Origin of the sequence: Kiloniella majae (assembly GCF_002118315.1) — a bacterium.
Taxonomy (GTDB): domain Bacteria; phylum Pseudomonadota; class Alphaproteobacteria; order Kiloniellales; family Kiloniellaceae; genus Kiloniella; species Kiloniella majae.
This window is the reverse complement of the sequence record NZ_MTSZ01000012.1, coordinates 1-19,385: the sequence shown is the minus strand read 5'-3', so window position 1 is coordinate 19,385 and position 19,385 is coordinate 1. Positions and strand designations below refer to the sequence as shown.

Below are 19,385 nucleotides of genomic sequence, written 5' to 3'. Positions count from 1 at the left end.
ATCTGTGTTCCTTAATTAAAGCCGATGGTTTGTAAGTATTTACGGTTCAATATTGCATCATCGATAGGACGCACTGGCAGTGTCGGATCACAATCCTGTTCCACCGTGCACCAGCCTTCAAAGCCTTCTTGTGTCAAAAGCTGATAAACAGCCGGGAAATCGACATCACCATCACCAAGATTACAGAAAATTCCCTGCCCGCAAGCCTTATAAAAATCGGTTCTGTTTTCTATAACGTCTGCTTTAACAGTCGGTGATATATCTTTGAAATGCATATAAGAAATACGTTTCATGTGGCGTTTCATAAAAGCAATCGGATCAAAACCGGCATAGGAGTGATGCCCCGTATCAAAACAGATCTTGAGAATACTCTCATCTATTTCAGATAGCAGGCGTTCAAGTTCAGGTTCAAAGTCCATAAAGCCAGCGGCATGAGCATGAATCCCTGTCGTTAAGCCGTACTCTTCAGTGCCAATTTTAGCAACTGTCTCAAAACGGTTCCTGTAGGCGTTCCATTCCTGATCATCCATTTTTTCGGCTTCATCGACACGACCAGCTGTCGGTGCACGACGCGGTGAAATAGAATCAATCAACACAAGGTTATTCGCCCCGTGCGCCACTAAGGCCTTACAGGTTCTATGCACCCCATCCAAAACGTCTTCCCATTGAGCGGGATCATGAAAAGGCCTAAAGACAACACCGCCGATAAGGTCTAGGTTATGCTCATCCAACGCTTCTGCCAGTTGGCTCGGGTCTTCTGGCATAAAACCCACAGGCCCCAATTCTATACCCGTATATCCAGCCTCGGCGCACTCTTTCAGTACTGTTTTCCAATCCGGGTTTCGCGGATCCTGAGCAAATTCCACCCCCCATGAACAAGGTGCATTACCAATTTTTATAGACATCACTGTCTGCCTTTCACATATAAGAATATTTTAAACGTCCAGCCACGTTTTTGATTCACTTGAATCGTGAGCAAGCTCAACAATACGGTTCACTTCCATTCCATCCCGAAAGGTAGGCCAAACCGCATTTTTAGTTTCAATAGCCTGCAGAAAGTCCCGCGCTTCAATAATAATTTGATCCTGATAACCAGTGCCATGTCCCGGCCCCTGACAGAAAGCCAAATAATCCGGATGGCTGGGACCCGTCAGAATTTTACGAAATCCCCGCAGGTGTTCCGGCCCTTCTGCTTTATAGAGCCATAGAGCGTTTTGATCTTCCTGATCAAATCTTATTGCCCCTTTGGTCCCTGTAATTTCAAAGGCGTAGCCCATTTTTCGCCCCGTCGCGATCCGACTAAAAAACAAATGCCCCATTGCCCCATTTTCAAACCGACACATAATCTGCCCCTGATCATCATTGGTGACATCTGATAGATCTTTGGTAGCCGAAGCAGAAGATGTTGTGGGGCGCTTCGAATGAACCGTTTCAACTTCGGCAATAAGTGTTGTAATTGGCCCAACAAGTGCCAAGGCACCATTAATCATGTGTGGCGCCAAATCGCCCATTGTTCCATTGCTCTTGCCACTCGTTCGCCAGCTAGCAGATAGTTCCGGATCTGCATAAAAGTCTTCGGTATGTTCGCCTCTGAACCAAGTAATATCCCCTATCTCCCCCTCTGCAATAAGAGATCGGGCAAACTGGGCAGCAGGTGTGCGTATATAGTTAAAGCCAATCATATTAACGACACCGCTTTTTTCCGCGGCGTCAACCATCGCTATACTATCTTTCAGAGAAGCACCAAGCGGCTTCTCGCAAAATACTGGCTTACCACAAAGAAAAGAGGCTTCCGCGATCTCACGGTGGGTTTCTTGTGGGGAAGCAATAACAATTGCCTCTACCTTGGGATCATTAACCAACTGCTTCCAATCAGACGTGCAGCGATTAAACCCAAAAGATTTTCTATATTTTTCTGCAGATTGATCTGTGGTGGCGCAAACCATTTCCAAACGAGGCCGTAATTTGGTGTCAAAGACAGCACCAACAGATTGCATTGCCACAGCATGGGCCTTGCCCATATAGCCCCCACCAACAATGCCAATACCAATTTCTTTCATTGGCAGAGCCTCCTCATGTAAAATACATTTGCAACCGGTTGCAAAATTAGTATCCTCAGAATCGACAAGACGTCAACTGGCAATCGAACAATGCTCGAAATTGACGCAATAACCATACGACTGCAGAGGCAGATATGAAGACTTCGGAACAAACAATTCGCCTGACCACAGCGCAGGCTATCGTGCGTTACCTCGCCAACCAGTTTATTGATATAAACGGACACGAAATGCGTTTGTGCGGTGGTGGCTTTGGTATATTTGGTCATGGAAATGTCACCTGTCTGGGCGAAGCATTAAATAATTACAAGACAGAATTACCTCTTTACCGTGGTCAAAATGAACAAAGTATGGGCTTTGCAGCGGCAGCCTATGCAAAACAGCATTTCCGTCGTCGATTTATGTTTTGTACTGCATCAGCAGGACCAGGAACGACGAACCTGTTAACATCAGCAGCACTCGCCCATGCAAACAGGCTCCCCATGTTGATGCTCTGTGGCGATACCTTTTTAACACGTTTGCCTGATCCGGTCTTGCAACAGTTGGAACATTTTGGAAACCCTACACTGGGCGTCAATGATGCCTTTAAGGCTGTTACTCGTTATTGGGACCGTATCACCCACCCTGCCCAAGTTATTCAGTCACTTCCCAACGCTTTGGCAACTCTTCTCGATCCCGCAGATTGTGGCCCGGCCTTTATTGGTTTACCGCAGGATGTTCAGGGATGGGTTTATGATTTCCCACTATCGTTCTTTACAAAAAAAGTTCACCGCATTCGCAGAATTTCACCTGATGAAATAGAAATTCAGGAAGCAGCGGAACTACTCAAGACAGCCAAGCGCCCTATGATCATTGCAGGTGGAGGCGTTCAATACTCTGGCGCGGTTGCGGAACTGACTTCCTTTGCTGAGCAGTTTGATATCCCTGTGGTAGAGACAATTGCTGGCAGAGCAAACATGTTAGCGACACATCCTCTGAATATAGGTCCCATAGGCGTTACAGGTTCCAATTCTGCCAATACAATCGCAGAACAAGCAGACGTTATCCTCGCTGTAGGCACACGTCTTCAGGATTTCACGACTGGTTCGTGGACGGCCTTTGCCCCATCGGCGCGATTCATTGCGATCAATGCCGCCCGCCATGATGCAGGTAAACACCAATCTTTACCTGTCGTCGGTGATGCCAAGGCCTCACTACCTCTGCTTCAAGGACAATGCAGTGATTACAAAGCGCCCAGGAACTGGACAAAGCTTGCACAGGAAGAACGCAAAAGCTGGGATGACTATATCAAATGGAATGTTGATCCGGATAGTGGCCCCAATTCCTATGCACAGGCTATTGGCACGATTAACGCGCTTTGTGATCCACGCGACAGAGTTGTCGCTGCCGCAGGTGGTTTGCCCGCCGAAGTCGCTGCAAACTGGCGTACATTAAGCACGGGAACAGTTGATATTGAATTCGGTTTCTCTTGTATGGGTTATGAAATTGCTGGCGGCTGGGGTGCCAGAATTGCACAGACAGAAAGTGAACCCGATGCAGATACAATCGTCTTTGTCGGAGATGGATCATACCTACTGATGAATTCAGACATATACTCATCAGTCCTTAGCCAGAAAAAGCTGATCATCATTACCCTTGATAACGGCGGTTTTGCGGTTATTAACAAGTTGCAAAACAACACAGGCAACAAGAGTTTTAATAACCTTCTTTCCGATTGCCCTACAATTCAAGAACCTTTCGCAGTTGATTTCCAAGCTCATGCTGCATCTATGGGCGCAACAGCAGAAACGGTTGAAAGCGTCAAAGAGCTTGGTGAGGCCTTTGCCCGCGCTAAAGCAAGCGATAAAACCTATGTCATTTGTATGAAGGTTGACGCTTACGAAGGCTGGACAAAAGAAGGTCATACCTGGTGGGAAGTTGGAACCCCTCATATCAGTGATGACCCAAATATCACCAAAGCACACAAAGAATGGGAAGCCAGCCGTGAAAAGCAAAGGAAAGGCGTATGATCCCCTTCCTTGAGAAAATTAAAGAGAATAACTTTGTCATACTGGGGCGTGCGGGTATGGATCTCTATCCTGATCCGCCCGGTACCAAAACAGAGGATGCAGCGCAATTCGTGGCCACTCTCGGCGGGTCATCAGCCAATATCGCCGTAGCTTTAGTTAAACACGGCTGCAAAGCATCACTGGTGACTTCTGTGTCAGACGATGCCGTTGGGCGATTTACCCTTAATCAACTTGATAAATACGGCATTGACCGACGTTACATACGACAAGTTGGTGGGGAATTCAGAAACTCTTTGGCACTGGCAGAAACCCGTATCGAAGATCATCAATCCGTTATTTATCGCAACGGCGCAGCAGATTTTCAAATGACGGTTGATTGTGTGGAAAAGATCGACTTTTCCCCTTTCGCCGCCCTTATTACCACGGGAACAGTCTTTGCCGCGGAACCATCACGTTCCTCTGCCTTTCATGCGATCACTCTCGCCAAACAGGCCGGATTACCCATTATATTTGATGTGGATTATCGTCCCTATTCCTGGCCTTCGCCTGACATAGCATCCGAAGTATATTCAAAAGTTGCCGCCCTCAGCGATATTATCATTGGGAATGATGAGGAATTTGACTTTATGGCCGGTGGTAAAAATCTCGGCCTCGAAAAAGCCCAAGCCCTTGCCGCAGAAGCAAACCGACTTATCGTATATAAAATGGGTGAAAAAGGGGCGATTACCTATACAGGTGTCGAGGAAATACATACTGGAATTTATCCAGTCAAAGCTCTCAAACCTACAGGTGCCGGGGATGCTTTTATGGGCGGCTTTATTGCAGCACTGGCCCAAGGCTTACCAATAAAGGAATGTATATTACGAGGGTCAGCCTCTGCAGCAATCGTTGTCACAAGAGTAGGCTGTTCCCCGGCAATGCCAACACCGCAAGAGCTGGATGAATTTTTACAAGAACATCCCGGCCCTAAGAAACCAGAACAAATCAAAAAATAAAAGCCCTACAAAGGCCAATTAAAGGACAGACCATGCATATTGCCCCGTATGATAATCAAAACAAGCCAATCGTCGATGTTGAAGACAGCTGTGTTCCCCTCAACTATTTCAATATTATCAAGTTAAAAAAGGGTGAGGCTTTTTCCTATCAAGTTCCCGGGTATGAAACCTGTATTGTCCCCGCGACAGGAACAGTCGACATTGAGATCGAAGGCCTGAACTATATTAATCTGGGAAATCGCGGCGTAGATGTTTGGGATGGTGAGCCCGAAGGCGTCTATGTTCCGACAGGTGCCAAAGCAACAATGGTCTGTAAATCTGATACAACAGAAGTCTTCGTTGCCGGGGCAAAATACGACAAAGTCCTGGATCCTTTCGACGTAAGATCCGCACAAATAGATCTGGTTCAATATGGATCTGACGACACCAAGACACATCGAAAAATCAAACATATCCTAGGCCAGAAACAACACGGGCAAGTTGGTCGTCTGCTGGTCAGTGAGCTCTTTACCGTTGGTCAAGGTGGATGGTCCGGCTTCCCGTCACACAAACACGACACAGATCGTTTGCCGGATGAAACCCGGCACGATGAAACCTATAACTTCAGGTTCCGTCCTAATCATGGTTCCGGCGTTCAAATGCTGCAACGGGAAGACAATAAACCCGGCGATGCCTATCATATTGTTGATGGGTCGACGATCTGCCTGGATAAAGGTTACCACCCCTGTGCAGCCCTGCCCGGGTACGAAATGTACTACTTCACCATTCTAGGCGGATTGAGCCAGCGTTCATTGGTTCAATACTTCCAGCCAACACACGCCTATCAGATAGAGACAATTCCCGGCATCAAGGATATGATTGCGAAGTTCAAATGACCTTAGCTACCCTTTCTGATGTTCTGCAACCAGCCTATAAAGAGGGCTATGCCGTTGCCGGGCTTGTGGTGTTAGGGTGGGAAGATGCACGTGCCTTTGTGGCCGCAGCGGAACAGGAAAAAGCAGCTGTTATTTTGCAAGCTGGCCCCGGATGTCGGGCACACACCCCTCTCCCTATTTTAGGAACCATGTTCCGCACTCTGGCAGAGAAAGCAAGCATACCTGTTGTTGCCCACCTGGATCATGGCTATACGATAGATGAATGTCGGGAAGCCATTGATAACGGCTTTACCTCTGTTATGTTTGATGGTTCTCGGAATCCTTTGGCACAAAATATTACGGAAACAAAAGCTATTGCAGAACTCGCGCATAAAGCGGGGGTATCATGTGAAGGCGAGATCGGTTTCGTTGGCTATGATAATGGTGAAGCCTCGGCACATACTTCTGCTACAGATGCAAAACGCTTTGCCGAAGAAACCAATATTGATGCCATGGCAATTTCCGTCGGCAATGTGCACTTACAACAGGAAAAATCTGCTGGAATAGACCTTAACGCCGTAAGAGAGATCGATGCCTGCACAGACGTGCCTTTGGTCATCCATGGTGGATCGGGTGTGCCAACAGAAACGCGCCGTTTCCTTGCTCATAACACAGCTATTTGTAAGTTCAATATTGGCACTGAACTCCGTATGACTTTTGGCCAATCTCTTCGGTCCACTCTTGCAACAGATGAGAAACTCTTTGATCGCATTTCAATTTTGCAACAAACAGAAGAACCTCTTACCCAAACAGCCAGAAACATCATTCGTAATTTACTGTCAACTTATTGAATTTAACTAGTCATATGACCATCAGATGCTTTATGTTTTACATTATAAATCAGCCATAAAATATTACTTTAACTACTTTATTCATTAAAAATAATTTCTTGAATTTTCTGTGCTTGAGTTTTAGGTGCCAGCCCCCCGATTGGAGGATCAAGGTCAAGATTAGTGGGAAAAGAATATCCCTCTGCTGAGGCAGCGATAGCGCTTTTCAACATTTCATTAGACAAGGCTCCTGATTGCATGGCTGACTGTAATACAGGCAAAAGCACAGATAACATTCGAGTTCGATCCACAATCTCCATAGCTCGTCCAAAAGCTGACGAAACCTGTAACAAGTTTGCGAGGCGATAAATATCACTGGTTCTATTCTCACCTGCCGCATGCATAAGTGCTGGATTAAAAAAGACCGCGTCCCCTTTCTCCAAAGGAAGCTGCACATAATTTTCTTCGAAATAATCCTGAATTTCCTGGCGCCTAAACGCCAGATATCCTTCGAGAAATAATTGAGAATAGGGTAAAAACTTTGTCGGACCACTTTCAACCGGCATATCACAATGAGCCACAGCCCCTTGAAGGGTTAGTAGAGGTGACAGTTTGTGAATGTGAGATGGATAGTTAGTCATCTGTTCATTTGTCATGAACCCGAGATGATAATCACGATGGGCAGCCTGAGCACTTCCCCCCGGGTTCACTCTGTTAACCTGTGCTGTCATTTGATAACCAGCCCCAAGCCATGCCTCACTCACCATTGCAAGAGTGATATTCCCATAATAATCAGCAAAATTCACTGGATCAGCAATACAGTGCTTTTCCAAAGCGTTCCAGATACGATCATTGGACCCGGCCTTTGCAAAATGATCACCACCCGCAAGGTTAGTCTCTTTTTCAGTAGCTATGATACCTTCAAAAACTGTTGTCGCATGATCTACAGCTTTCAAATCAGCCATGGCGCCTTTGATAACAAGCACACCCGGACCTTTTGACAAAACAGTCGTCCATTCAGCCATCAATTCTCTTTTATCTTTTGGCTTCTGAGCCTGTTCACGTACTTTTGTCCCGTCATAGATCAGTACGTTGTGAAGTACCTCTTGAGCAAAGGGCCAATCTTCTGATTTCGTTGTTTGCGAAGTTTGCTCTTTAAAAGATTCTAAACAGCCACATTTGCTTGATATCCAGACCTCATGATCGCGCTGTGCTTTAATTGAAATATCATTCATCTTCCGGCCTTTCCATCCCATCACAAACCTCAGGATTTATATTTTGAGGTCACGTAACTGTTTTATTCTCGAAAATACAATAGCTGTGGTACTCTCGAACAAGGGACAAAAAACACCTCAAAAAGACCTCACGAATGAAACAAAAATTCCTTCTCAAAAGCATTGCCTATCAAGCTGGGCTTAGCCTCGCGACAGTTGATCGCGTGGTTCACAAACGTGGAAATGCAAAGCAAGAAACAGTATTACGGGTTCAAGAGGCAATCAGGGAACTGGAAAAACAACGCCAAACCGCTCAACAGGCCGGGAAAGCTTTCATACTTGATGTTATAATGGAAGCCCCGGGTAGGTTTTCGAAAGAAGTTCAAAAATCATTTGAAAAAGAAATGTCCGGTATGCGACCAGCAAGCTTTCGCTGTCGCTTTCATCTCAACGAAATAATGACTGTCTCGCAGATTTTAGCGCTTTTAAATAAAATTCGCCAACGCGGGAGCCATGGCCTGATCTTGAAGGTCCCCGATCTCCCTGAAATAAATCAGGCCGTCCAAAGGATCGTCGCGGCTGGTATTCCGGTAGTAAGTTTTGTGACTGACATACCCCAGTCCAATCGGTTGGCTTATATCGGAATGAACAATTATAAATCAGGCCAGACCGCGGGTTATCTGATGAAAAAATTTCTAGGCAATCGATCCGGTCAAATTCTGCTCACACTTTCTCGAGATGTTTTTCAAGGAGAAGAAGAACGGGAAAGTGGCTTTAAATCAGTTTTCTCTGACACTCCCAATCAGATAACGATACTTAGACTAAGTGAAGGTCGTGGGGATGACACAGCAACAAAAGAACTGGCGTTTGAGCTTTTAAGCCGTGAAAAAAATATCCTCGCTGTCTATTCGGCAGGCGGCGGAAACAAAGCGATTTTAGAAAGTTTAGGCAAGACAAAACAACCTTGTCAGTTTTTCATTGCACACGACCTGGACAGGGACAATGTGCGCCTTCTTCAACAGGGAAAAATATCACTCGTTATATATCACAACCTCAGACAAGATGCCCGCCGTGCCTGTCAACTTATCCTTCGGCACCACCGCCTGCTGCCAAGTGACTTTACCGTTTCCCCCTCTGAAATAGGTATAGCAACCCCGTATAACATCCCCAGGTTATAATAGGAGACAATTGATGGCTTTCAATAATCTGCGATGTAGAGAATTCTGACATTTACTTATTGGTTTTACGACACACATTCCCTATGTCTTTAACAATAGAAGCTCGCCCCACATGGAAGATTACGGGCGAATCCTGGTTGAATGATCAGTAAAGACAATCCCTATCCCATACGCAAAAGCAAAGGATTTACGCATGACGACGAAACCAGAAAGAGATATTGAAAAAACTTACCCGATAGACGATTTTATCGCGAAGTTACGCCGCCTTGCAGATTCACTGGAGCAAAACAAAAGCTTTGAAATCCAGATTGCGGGTGAGCGTATCTACGTCCCGGTTCGAGCAATTTATAATATAGAACATGAACGTGGCGACGGTGAAGAAGAAATTGAGTTTCAGATCAAATGGGATCTAGAAAAATAATAATTTAACAATACTTAAACCCAGCTAATTCAGGCATTTTGCTGCACCCCTTGATTGCATATAGTAAAAAAATACTTCTATTCAGAATGGTATCGTGTTATCTAGGCGACAACCAATAAGCACAAATAATGTGTAATATATCAACTGGGGTTAGAACAAAATGCACAACGCGAAAGCGGGTGGAACTCAAAACGAGTTTCTCCCCTTTAGTAAGCCATGCCTACTCAAAGAAGATATCGACGCCGTTACAGAGGTTCTTCAATCCGGGTGGATCACAACCGGTATAAAGTGCCAAGAGTTGGAAGAGATCTTCCGCACCACAGTCGGGTGTAAACATGCTATCGCACTGACCTCAGCAACAGCAGGTATGCACCTTGCCATGCTAGCTTTGGAAATCGGCGCAGGCGACGAAGTCATTACCCCCTCCATGACCTGGGTTTCGACGGCTAATATGATTGTCGCCGCTGGCGCAAAGCCTGTGTTTGTGGATGTAGAGCGTGATACTCTTGCCACAACAGCAGAGCAAATCGAACCTTTTATTACCGAGCGAACCAAGCTAATCATACCGGTTCACTTTGCGGGTGCACCAGTAGATCTTGATCCTATTCTGGAACTTGGAAAACGCCACAACGTTCCCGTTATAGAAGATGCAGCTCATGCTTTGGGTACCTACTACAAAAATCAACATGTTGGTACAAAGGGCACATCAATCTTTTCGCTACACCCCATCAAAAATGTCACAACCGGTGAAGGTGGAATTTTTTGCACCAATAATGATGATCTTGCAGAACGAATAAGGCGTCTTAAGTTTCACGGGTTGGCCGTTGATGCTTTTGACAGAAAAGCGCAAGGACGCTCTCCCCAAGCAGAAGTACAAGAACCAGGTTTCAAATACAACATGCCTGATCTCAATGCTGTTTTAGGCTTGGGACAAATGCACAGATTATCACAAACAAACGAACGACGTACCCGGATAGCAGAATTGTATCAGGAATTTCTTCGAGACGTTGATGGCATTATGCCATTGAAAATTCCAACTCACACAAGCTTGCACTCATGGCATTTATATATTGTTAGAATAATGCCCGAGATTACTGGACTGTGTCGTGATGAGTTCATGGAAACTCTCAAAGATTATGGCATCGGTACAGGTATCCACTTTAAGGCTATCCACAAACAGCGCTTCTATCGAGAAACATTTCCAGGCCTTAATCATCTCGGCAATACGGAATGGAATTCAGAACGAATATGTTCCCTGCCGCTGTTTCCCGATATGTCTCCTCAAGACGTAAGCCGTGTGGTTGACGCAATCAAAGCAACTCTCAAACAAAAGGGATCAATAACATGAAGTCCGTAGTATTCGCAGATGGAAAGTTAGGTTGTGTCGGCCTTTTAAGTTTATTGAAAAGCAAAGCTGAGGTTGCAGCTTTGTTTACCCTAACCGATGAAAATGAAAACAGTGGTGGAACAAGAAAACTCCACCAGATTGCCGCTGAGCATAATATTCCTGTTTATGCGCCTGATAACATAAACCACCCACTTTGGATTGCACAGATCGCCGATATAAACCCGGACTATCTCTTCACGCTTGATTTTCCAATTTTACCATCAAACAAACTTATCCAGATTGCGAGCAAAGGATTATTTAACCTACATGCCTCTTTATTGCCCAAATACAAAGGCTTAACACCTATTCATTGGGCTGTATTATCTGGGGAAAGTGACGTTGGTGTCTCTTTTCAAAAAGTCGAAGACAAACCATATTCCGGGCATATTCTTGGCCAATGTAAAGTCCAAAATCAACAAGAAGACGATTTAGAAACCATTACTGAAAAACTTGCCAATGAAGTTAAAGGATTTCTCGGCGACATACTTCCACAGCTTCTGGAGGGCAATATTAATCCCCTTCCCTCTGTCCCTAGTGGTGTAGAAGAAATTCGCCCTCATATACGATCAATACCCGCCGCTGTTCCCTGGCACCAAACGGCAAGATCTGTTTGTGATCACATACGTGCGCTCACATCACTTGGTAATCTTCCATATAGCTATTTTCGCCAGGTTGAAATACAGATCCTCAAGGCGCGGGAAAGTAAGGTGCATGCTCCGTTAGGCACAGCTCCGGGAACAGTTCTTGCCACCAGTCCCTTAACCATTGCTTGCAATAGTGGTGCAATAGAAGTTCTTTTTGCCAAAGAAAAAGATAAAATACCTGTCGGTGGGGAACAGTTATCTCGCCAGCTTAACTTGCGTACTGATAGCCAATTACAGACCGTAGCGGATATTCCCTCGAGCCAGCGTAGAAAAAAAAGAGTGCTCATACTCGGCATAAACGGGTTTATAGGTAATGCCTTGTCCGGGCGGTTGCTTGCAGATGGTAATTATGAAATTCACGGCATGGATATTAACTCTGATGCCATAGAACGCTTTCTGGATCATCCAGATTTCTATTATCACGAAGGTGACATCGCCATTAACTCTGAATGGATCGAATACCACGTCAAAAAATGTGATATTGTCCTGCCACTCGTCGCCATTGCAACACCGATTGAATATACCCGAAATCCGCTTAAAGTTTTTGAGCTGGATTTTGAGGAAAACCTGAAGATCGTTCGAGCCTGCGTAAAATACAAAAAACGGGTTATTTTTCCATCTACATCAGAAGTTTATGGAATGTGTGATGATAGCTCTTTCGATGAAGATAGCTCTAATCTTGTTCTAGGACCGATAAACAAACAACGCTGGATCTATTCCTGTAGCAAGCAGCTACTGGATCGGGTTATATGGGCATACGGTGTTAAGCATGACCTTGATTTCAGTTTGTTTCGACCTTTCAATTGGATGGGACCTCGGTTAGACACCCTTGACTCTGCACGGATCGGTAATTCACGTGCAATAACCCAACTTATCCTAAACCTGGTAGAAGGTACTCCAATTCTCTTGATCGATGGCGGTGAACAAAAACGCTGCTTTACAGATGTCAGAGACGGTGTCGAATGCCTGTTCAGAATAATAGAAAACAAAGAACAGGTGAGCAGCGGAGAGATTATCAATATTGGTAATCCAGACAATGAATACAGTATTAAAGAATTGGCTGAAATGCTTTATGAAAAATTTGAACAACATCCGCTACGTCATCACTTCCCTGCCTTTGCAGGTTACAAACTAATTGAAAGTCGAACATATTACGGCGATGGTTACGAAGATGTACAACGCAGACGCCCAAGTATCCAAAATGCACAACGTCTTTTGGAATGGTCCCCAACAGTATCAATGTCCGACACTATGAGTAGAACTCTGGATTATTTTTTGAGAGATCACCTCTCAACAGATCAAAGCTTCGAAAGTAAGCAAGGAGTTCTATAATGTGGTCTCGTCAAATGAAGTTTTGCTACAGCTTTGGTATTCTTGCCCTTCTTTGGGGCGGTTATGCCCTTATGTATCTACCCGCCGATAACGAGGTTAAAAGTCTTGGAATTTTCCTGTTTAAACTGGGACCTTTTGTTTGTGCTGCACTATCAGTCAGCTTACTCGATCCGGATTTAGTAAAGTGGTTACGCCTTAATATATTAGCGATATTTCTATGCTTTGGGGTGTTTTTCTTTCTTTACGTCCCTCGCATGTTCTTCGACGTGTTTTATAATCAAGGGGAAGAACTCTATTATCAAACCCTTGTAATCGTCCCTTTCCTTATCTTATCTTTTACTCTGGCATTTAGGTTGGGGGGCGGCTCAACCGGAGACTGCTTAAGGGTTGCGTTTGGCCTTCTTATATTGATGTTATCCGGTCTTGAAGACTTGGCATATCTTGTCATCAATCCCCATGAGATTGGTAAATGGTCACCAATACCAGAATATTGGGATTGGCCATCTCATATGATTGTCCGATTGGGGCACATCCCCTCTAAATATGAGGCTTATGGATTTATAGCGTTCCATTTAGCGCTCGCCCTGTTTGTTGCGGTCTATCCTTTTAAATTCTTGTCCAGATATGCTTCTTTCTTTGGCGTATCAGGCCAAAAGTAAGGGAAAATACCGATCGCGCTAAACAAGGTAATAACAACAAAAAAGACATTAAAAATATCAGCACCATTTGGGATACCTTGTGCCTCAAAAAGGACAAAAAACATAAAATGGCCCACTCCTAGTCCCCCAGGTGCAAGAGAGAGAATAGTAATAATCAAGCTAATAGCAAAAATAGCTGACACAGCAACAAATGGAACCGAAAGGTCTGTAACATACTGTGCAATCAGCATCAGGAAGAACACATTTATTGCCTGTATTATCAATGAGATTAGCAGACTATAAATCAAACCCGTTTTATTTTGACGTATGCTCTGCAACTGTTGAAATAAAACGTTTAAAATGTCTGTTTTCTGCCTCAGGTTAGTAATAATTTTTGCAATAAAGATAGGCACCGTGAGTGGCGTAATGAAGAGAGCCAAACCAACTAACGACAAAAGAACTGCAAGACCGATAAGACCATCAGCCAAAATACTGTAATCAGATTGATTCCAAAGGTTATAATTCCAAAGAATACAAACCGCCCCCCAGACTATCAAAGCAAACAGTCCCATCGCCCGGTCTAGAAAAACACTCAGATAGGCTGGCCCCTTTTTTTCTGATGAAAGCTTTCTGAGTTGGCCAAATCTGTATGCTTTCCAAACATCTCCGCCAATACTACCGGGCAACCAACTACTCAGGAAGACCCCTGCCATATGAGTATAGAGGGCAAATTTGATCGGTAAAGCCAGCCCCAATATATGTGCAATCATAACCCATCTAAGAGCAACCAATAGAATAAAACTAAAAAACCAAACAATAAATAAAGTAAACAAAGCAACGGGTGTCTCAAGTAATCCCAACTGTAATGTCAGATCAAATTGGTCTTCTTGCAATAGTAGATAGATTGGAACTGTAACAATGACAATCTTGAATAAGACGATCATATAAGTTCGGTATTTGGTGTAAAAACTACCCACGCTTTTCACTGAACATATTCACTCACAAGCACAAAACATCGTTCATTAAAACAAATCCAAATCCCGTTCAACGCCGTCAATCAAAAGAGTAATCTTTAGAAACTCCTGGACATCGGCTAAACGTTTTTTCAGTCCCTCTTCCGTCTCATCACTAACAATCACATAACCCAACTTATCTGCGCCATTGTTAAATTTTTTGACAGGTTCTTTCGGTTTATAGAAAACTTCGTATCGATCAATTAAGCGATCTTTTTCCAATTCACGAAGATTTTTAATCCCCATAAATAAACCCGCCTGTGAGCTGGCAAAAGTTAACAGCCCCGCATGGCGATTTTTATTTGCCTTCACAGGAATGGTTTCGCCAACAGCCAATGCAACGCCTGCCTTAACAAAAGTAACGCCATAAGCCTGTTCCATAAGAAGGCTTATGCCATTTCCACCTGCCCGTGCGCCCATTTCGATAAAATAGATATCTTCTTTTTGATCAACAACAACATCACAAGTAATGGGACCAGCTTTAATTTTAAGAGCCCTGCATATTGCAATGATGCAGTCCTTCATTCTGTTTTCTATGCTTTTGGATACCATTGCGGGCATCACGTAATGTAATGGCACCATTAAAGGCGCTTCTGTCAGGGTCTTTTGGGATACGGTCATAAACTCAGGTTCATAATCCCGCAAAAAGGTATCAATGGAATAATGCATTCCCATAATCAATTCCTCTGCCAGAACCGTATTTGTCGGGGAGTAGGAAATGGCATTGTCGACGGCAGTTTTTAATTCATCTCGGGAAGTAAGAATGACAACTCCCTTACTCCCAGAGCTATCATTTGGTTTGACCACAAAAGGCAATGACCAGTCACTTGTCCCAAGCTCTAGAGTAATCAAATCAGAACCAATTACCTGCCGTGGTGTCGGCAAACCGATCTCTCGCAAAATTTCAGCAAAATAAGCTTTATCAGAAGACGCGTTGACAGATTCAATAGAAACCGTTTTTTTACATCCATACCTTCGCGTTAGATGATATTCGCTTAAACGAGCGGTATCGCTTGCCTGACTGTAAAATCCATCAATCTTCCGCTTGCCCAAACTGGCTTCTATAGCCTCATGATCGCGGATTGACACCATATGAGTTTCGTCAGCCAAAGGCATCGCATAAGCAGCTGCATTTGCATCGATACCAATGGAATGTATCCCCATAGCACGCGCTTCTCGATAGGGAGATGCCTGGTCTGTTGATGCTCCTAAAAAAACAATATTTTTTCCCTTAAGAGAGCCAGAAACGTTTCCAGTTTCCTCCTTGATGGTTGACTTAATTGTCATAGAGACGATCCTCGGCTTGAATATTCAAGTTTGACTCCCGAACCAGAAAGGCACGATGAAACATTTGTTCTCGAACCAACCGACGGATATAGCCGGCCTGAATCCAGAAACCGGTCAACATCAATAAAAGAATTGCTGGTACAGTAAAACTACCCGGTAACCAAAACAGCAATGGAATAGAAATAATCAGAGAAAGAGCGAAAAAATTAAGTGGCACAGTAGAATGGCCGATAAAAAGCTTCATCGTTGCCCGTAAAGACTTCCAAAAAGTAAATTTTGATACACCAGCATGCCGGGGTGCATGTTTATAATCAATAAAGCTATGTCGAAGTCCCAATCTCATGCACTCTGCCAAGAAATAAGGGTACGCCGTTGGACGAGATATGACACGATGGGCGACATCTCTTCTGACAATACGAAATGTAGATGCACCCACGGGGAAATCTATACGAAAAGCTGTTCTGGCAAGGAAATGCTGTACCTTTGACCCTGCTTTTTTAAGGAAGCTATCTTGGCGATTCAATCGTTTCGCAAAAACAATATCATACCCTTCATTCGCCTTCGAAATCAGTTTGGGAATTTCTTCTGGAGGGGATTGCAGATCTGCGTCCATCTGGATGATCCAGTCACTGGCGCAATATTTAAATCCACTGGCAAAAGCTGCATCAAGCCCAAAGTTTCTCGTAAAGGACAAATAGAATACACGCTTATCTTTTTCAGCAAGTTCTTTTATCAGTTCCAGGCTCTTGTCTGAACTGCCGTCGTCCACAAAAAGGATACTGGCATCAGTCAACTGTGCCCTGATACGCTCAAAAAGCGGAATGATATTCTCTGCTTCATTAAAGCAGGGAACAACCACCGTGTAACTTTCAACCACCCCATACTCCTATCCCTTAAGCAGATTTATACTTCTTATTATTTAAGGGAAAACTTCATTATTTTTATCGAATTAGTTGTACGTACTATAGTAACACATCTCTAACACGTCGAGAGTTATTATACTCGGAAGCATCAATGAATTAACGGTCCAAGGTTTTACAACATATCCGTTTTCTTTGATCGGGCAGGATTTTCACTTCCCTCCCCACTCCATTGAATAACAAAAACCCCCACCGACACCGCCGGTGGGGGTTAAAAATCTTTTACGATCAAAGGTGACTGCTGTTAACTATTTACCCAATTCCCGTGCTTTATGCAGTTTTTTGTAGCTTTCAATTAACCTGAGGTGTTTATCTAATCCTTCAAGCTTCATGCTTGTCTTTGTTAAGCCACAAAATTTAACATCCCCGGTAACAGACCCAACAGCATTATTCATCACTTCAGAACCATACATTCGAGTGAGATTTGGCAGAAAATCATCAATACTCAGGTCATCATCGATTGTAATATCCAGAACGGCATCCAGTGCCCGATAGAATAAAACTCTCTCGACAGTGTTTTCATTAAAGTTCAAGAAATCACCAATACCATCTTTTGCCTCTTCATATTCTTTAAGAGCTAAATAAATCAGTATTTTCAGTTCACGAATATCCAGTTTGCCCCAAACTGTATTTTCGTCAAAATCTATACCAATTAAACCTGATATGACTGTATAGGGATCCAGCTCAGACTCATCTAACCGCTCAAGCAAGCTCTCTAATTCAGTATCAGACAAGGAGTGAATGCTTAGAATATCTTCCCTGAATATCAAGGCCTTATTGGTATTATCCCAAATCAAGTCCTCTGCTGGATACACTTCGGAATAACCTGGCACCAGTATCCTGCAGGCCGTTGCTTCAAAATCATCATAGGTCGCGATATAAACTTCTTTGCCCAGATCCTTGAGGATCTTCATCAGACATTGGTTCTCTTCTTCTGTCGTGCCACTAAAATCCCACTCGCAGAACTCATAGTCTTGTTTAGAGCTAAAGAACTTCCAAGATATGACACCTGTAGAATCAATGAAATGTTCAACAAAGTTCCCAGGTTCTTTCACGGCATGACTACTGAAAGTAGGCAAAGGTACATCATTCAGGCCCTCAAAACTGCGCCCTTGTAATAACTCCGTCAGGGAACGTTCCAATGCCACTTCAAAGCTTGGGTGTGCCCCAAAAGAGGCAAAAACGCCCCCTGTTTTCGGATTCATCAAGGTTACGCACATAACGGGAAATTTGCCTCCCAAAGAGGCATCTTTCACTAAAATAGGAAAGCCTTTAGCCTCCAGTTCTTCAATGCCGACCAAAATATGAGGATACTTCTCAAGAATTTCTTTCGGTACATCAGGAAGAACGATCTCTTCCTCTATGATTTCTCGCTTAACCGCACGTTCAAAAATTTCCGACAAACACTGTACTTGTGCTTCATACAAAGTATTGCCTGCACTCATACCATTACTGACAAACAAATTTTCTATCAGGTTTGACGGGAAATAAACTGTTTTTTGATCAGAACTACGCGTGAATGGCAGCGCACAAATACCACGATCAACAAGTCCTGAATTTGTATCAATTAAATGGGACGCTCTTAATTCTTGATCAGGATCATAGAGTTGCCAGCAGTATTCATCCATTAACCCTTCTGGTAAGGCATCATCAAGGCCGGCTTTAAACCACTTTTCATTGGGGTAATGTACAAATTCGCTATGAGCGATTTCTTCACCAAAATAGTAATCATTATAAAAGAAATTACAGCTAATTCGTTCAATATATTCACCTAAAGCCGAACAAAGAGCGCTTTCTTTTGTGGCTCCTTTCCCATTGGTATAGCACATGGGAGATGCAGCTTCGCGGATATGAAGTGACCAGACATTCGGGACAATGTTACGCCAGGACGCAGCCTCTATTTTTATGCCAATATTGGACAAAATAGCTGTCATATTGGCAATCGTCTGCTCCAAGGGAAGATCTTTACCCAGAATAGCCGTGTTTCCTTCGCTCTCATAGCTTTCTAACAGCGACGAATCATCCAGATTTTTCACTGGATCAATTTTAAACTCAGGGCCTTCCTGGATAACTTTTTTCACGGTGCAACGATCTGCTGACCTTAAGATCCCTGCTCGGTCTCGATCAGAAATACCGTCTGGCAATTCAACTTGAATTTGAAAAGTTTGATTATACCTGTTTTCAGGATCGATAATATTATTCTGCGAAACCCTGATATCATCTGTGGGAATATCACGTGACACGCAATAAAGTTTAACAAAATAAGCAGCACACAATGCAGAAGATGCTAAGAAATAATCAAACGGACTTGGCGCAGTCCCATCCCCTTTATATCGAATAGGCTGATCTGTGGTGACCGTAAAATCGTCAAACTTAGCCTCAAGGCGAAGATTATCTAAAAAGTTTACCGTAATTTCCATCAGCTTATATCTTTCTAAAAGGTATGCCGTTTAAGCTTACCATTATTTTCAGATTCACGTCGCTCATAAGTAAAAACCCCCTCTGGCTTATCGCCTAGAGGGGGTTTTATTGGTTGCGGGGGCAGGATTTGAACCTGCGACCTTCAGGTTATGAGCCTGACGAGCTACCGGGCTGCTCCACCCCGC

16 protein-coding genes are annotated in these 19,385 nt (G+C 43.9%); 9 read left to right on the top strand and 7 right to left on the bottom strand.

Annotated elements, in window-relative coordinates:
- Positions 1 to 11 precede the first annotated feature (11 nt).
- Together BKB51_RS19985 and BKB51_RS19980 are read right to left on the bottom strand one after the other, a co-directional pair.
- Entirely contained in the window at positions 12 to 905 is an 894-nt protein-coding gene (locus BKB51_RS19985) for a TIM barrel protein (RefSeq protein WP_085902892.1), read from the bottom strand.
- Between the two features lie 30 nt (positions 906 to 935).
- Positions 936 to 2,060 carry a Gfo/Idh/MocA family protein gene (locus tag BKB51_RS19980; protein ID WP_085902891.1) on the bottom strand — a complete coding sequence of 375 codons (1,125 nt, stop codon included), beginning with the start codon at positions 2,058 to 2,060 and terminating at the stop codon, positions 936 to 938.
- A 134-nt stretch (positions 2,061 to 2,194) separates the two neighbouring features.
- On the opposite strand from BKB51_RS19980, the gene iolD reads away from it, so the two are divergent.
- The 4 genes from iolD to BKB51_RS19960 are packed head-to-tail and all read left to right on the top strand — an operon-like array spanning position 2,195 to position 6,766.
- On the top strand, positions 2,195 to 4,066 hold the full coding sequence (gene iolD / locus BKB51_RS19975) for a 3D-(3,5/4)-trihydroxycyclohexane-1,2-dione acylhydrolase (decyclizing) (RefSeq protein WP_085902890.1): 1,872 nt from the start codon (positions 2,195 to 2,197) through the stop codon (positions 4,064 to 4,066).
- On the top strand, positions 4,063 to 5,061 hold the full coding sequence (gene iolC, locus BKB51_RS19970) for a 5-dehydro-2-deoxygluconokinase (RefSeq protein WP_085902889.1): 999 nt from the start codon (positions 4,063 to 4,065) through the stop codon (positions 5,059 to 5,061). The genes iolD and iolC overlap by 4 nt, the downstream gene beginning before the upstream one ends.
- Positions 5,062 to 5,093: 32 nt before the next feature.
- Positions 5,094 to 5,936 (top strand): 5-deoxy-glucuronate isomerase, encoded by an 843-nt coding sequence (locus tag BKB51_RS19965; RefSeq protein WP_085902888.1) that lies wholly within the window; start codon positions 5,094 to 5,096, stop codon positions 5,934 to 5,936.
- Positions 5,933 to 6,766: a class II fructose-bisphosphate aldolase gene (locus BKB51_RS19960; protein ID WP_085902887.1), complete on the top strand. Its 834-nt coding sequence runs from the start codon at positions 5,933 to 5,935 to the stop codon at positions 6,764 to 6,766. The genes BKB51_RS19965 and BKB51_RS19960 overlap by 4 nt, the downstream gene beginning before the upstream one ends.
- Before the next feature lie 77 nt (positions 6,767 to 6,843).
- On the opposite strand, the gene BKB51_RS19955 is transcribed toward BKB51_RS19960, so the two are convergent.
- Positions 6,844 to 7,980 (bottom strand): phytanoyl-CoA dioxygenase family protein, encoded by a 1,137-nt coding sequence (locus BKB51_RS19955; protein WP_085902933.1) that lies wholly within the window; start codon positions 7,978 to 7,980, stop codon positions 6,844 to 6,846.
- A gap of 134 nt (positions 7,981 to 8,114) precedes the next feature.
- Between BKB51_RS19955 and BKB51_RS19950 the strand changes: the two genes are divergently transcribed.
- The 5 genes from BKB51_RS19950 (at position 8,115) to BKB51_RS19930 (ending at position 13,580) form a co-directional block, all read left to right on the top strand.
- Complete coding sequence (locus BKB51_RS19950; protein WP_085902886.1) at positions 8,115 to 9,137, top strand: LacI family DNA-binding transcriptional regulator; 1,023 nt, start codon at positions 8,115 to 8,117, stop codon at positions 9,135 to 9,137.
- A gap of 193 nt (positions 9,138 to 9,330) precedes the next feature.
- Positions 9,331 to 9,558, top strand: coding sequence for an amphi-Trp domain-containing protein (locus tag BKB51_RS19945; protein WP_085902885.1), 228 nt, complete (start codon positions 9,331 to 9,333; stop codon positions 9,556 to 9,558).
- 160 nt (positions 9,559 to 9,718) lie between these two features.
- Positions 9,719 to 10,906: an aminotransferase class I/II-fold pyridoxal phosphate-dependent enzyme gene (locus BKB51_RS19940; RefSeq protein WP_085902884.1), complete on the top strand. Its 1,188-nt coding sequence runs from the start codon at positions 9,719 to 9,721 to the stop codon at positions 10,904 to 10,906.
- Complete coding sequence (gene arnA / locus BKB51_RS19935) at positions 10,903 to 12,921, top strand: bifunctional UDP-4-amino-4-deoxy-L-arabinose formyltransferase/UDP-glucuronic acid oxidase ArnA (RefSeq protein ID WP_085902883.1); 2,019 nt, start codon at positions 10,903 to 10,905, stop codon at positions 12,919 to 12,921. Before BKB51_RS19940 ends, arnA begins: the two co-directional genes overlap by 4 nt.
- Positions 12,921 to 13,580 (top strand): hypothetical protein, encoded by a 660-nt coding sequence (locus BKB51_RS19930; RefSeq protein WP_085902882.1) that lies wholly within the window; start codon positions 12,921 to 12,923, stop codon positions 13,578 to 13,580. The genes arnA and BKB51_RS19930 overlap by 1 nt, the downstream gene beginning before the upstream one ends.
- Here the strand turns inward: BKB51_RS19930 and BKB51_RS19925 are convergent.
- The 4 genes from BKB51_RS19925 to BKB51_RS19910 all read right to left on the bottom strand — a co-directional run bounded on the left by BKB51_RS19925 (position 13,520) and on the right by BKB51_RS19910 (position 19,199).
- Positions 13,520 to 14,545 (bottom strand): lysylphosphatidylglycerol synthase transmembrane domain-containing protein, encoded by a 1,026-nt coding sequence (locus BKB51_RS19925; RefSeq protein ID WP_125911889.1) that lies wholly within the window; start codon positions 14,543 to 14,545, stop codon positions 13,520 to 13,522. The two genes, BKB51_RS19930 and BKB51_RS19925, sit on opposite strands and share 61 nt — an antisense overlap.
- A gap of 36 nt (positions 14,546 to 14,581) precedes the next feature.
- A complete protein-coding gene (locus tag BKB51_RS19920; RefSeq protein WP_085902880.1) occupies positions 14,582 to 15,859 on the bottom strand; it encodes an ATP-grasp domain-containing protein in 1,278 nt (425 codons plus the stop codon).
- Positions 15,849 to 16,736 (bottom strand): glycosyltransferase family 2 protein, encoded by an 888-nt coding sequence (locus tag BKB51_RS19915; RefSeq protein WP_085902879.1) that lies wholly within the window; start codon positions 16,734 to 16,736, stop codon positions 15,849 to 15,851. The genes BKB51_RS19920 and BKB51_RS19915 overlap by 11 nt, the downstream gene beginning before the upstream one ends.
- 291 nt (positions 16,737 to 17,027) lie before the next feature.
- Positions 17,028 to 19,199, bottom strand: a complete 2,172-nt coding sequence (locus BKB51_RS19910) for an OsmC domain/YcaO domain-containing protein (RefSeq protein ID WP_085902878.1) — start codon at positions 19,197 to 19,199, stop codon at positions 17,028 to 17,030.
- Between the last annotated feature and the right edge of the window lie 186 nt (positions 19,200 to 19,385).

Coding starts and splice junctions, on each gene's coding strand:
- BKB51_RS19985 (WP_085902892.1), bottom strand. CDS start 905: ATGTCTATAAAAATTGGTAATGCACCTTGTTCATGGGGGGTGGAATTT.
- BKB51_RS19980 (WP_085902891.1), bottom strand. CDS start 2,060: ATGAAAGAAATTGGTATTGGCATTGTTGGTGGGGGCTATATGGGCAAG.
- iolD (WP_085902890.1), top strand. CDS start 2,195: ATGAAGACTTCGGAACAAACAATTCGCCTGACCACAGCGCAGGCTATC.
- iolC (WP_085902889.1), top strand. CDS start 4,063: ATGATCCCCTTCCTTGAGAAAATTAAAGAGAATAACTTTGTCATACTG.
- BKB51_RS19965 (WP_085902888.1), top strand. CDS start 5,094: ATGCATATTGCCCCGTATGATAATCAAAACAAGCCAATCGTCGATGTT.
- BKB51_RS19960 (WP_085902887.1), top strand. CDS start 5,933: ATGACCTTAGCTACCCTTTCTGATGTTCTGCAACCAGCCTATAAAGAG.
- BKB51_RS19955 (WP_085902933.1), bottom strand. CDS start 7,980: ATGAATGATATTTCAATTAAAGCACAGCGCGATCATGAGGTCTGGATA.
- BKB51_RS19950 (WP_085902886.1), top strand. CDS start 8,115: ATGAAACAAAAATTCCTTCTCAAAAGCATTGCCTATCAAGCTGGGCTT.
- BKB51_RS19945 (WP_085902885.1), top strand. CDS start 9,331: ATGACGACGAAACCAGAAAGAGATATTGAAAAAACTTACCCGATAGAC.
- BKB51_RS19940 (WP_085902884.1), top strand. CDS start 9,719: ATGCACAACGCGAAAGCGGGTGGAACTCAAAACGAGTTTCTCCCCTTT.
- arnA (WP_085902883.1), top strand. CDS start 10,903: ATGAAGTCCGTAGTATTCGCAGATGGAAAGTTAGGTTGTGTCGGCCTT.
- BKB51_RS19930 (WP_085902882.1), top strand. CDS start 12,921: ATGTGGTCTCGTCAAATGAAGTTTTGCTACAGCTTTGGTATTCTTGCC.
- BKB51_RS19920 (WP_085902880.1), bottom strand. CDS start 15,859: ATGACAATTAAGTCAACCATCAAGGAGGAAACTGGAAACGTTTCTGGC.
- BKB51_RS19910 (WP_085902878.1), bottom strand. CDS start 19,199: ATGGAAATTACGGTAAACTTTTTAGATAATCTTCGCCTTGAGGCTAAG.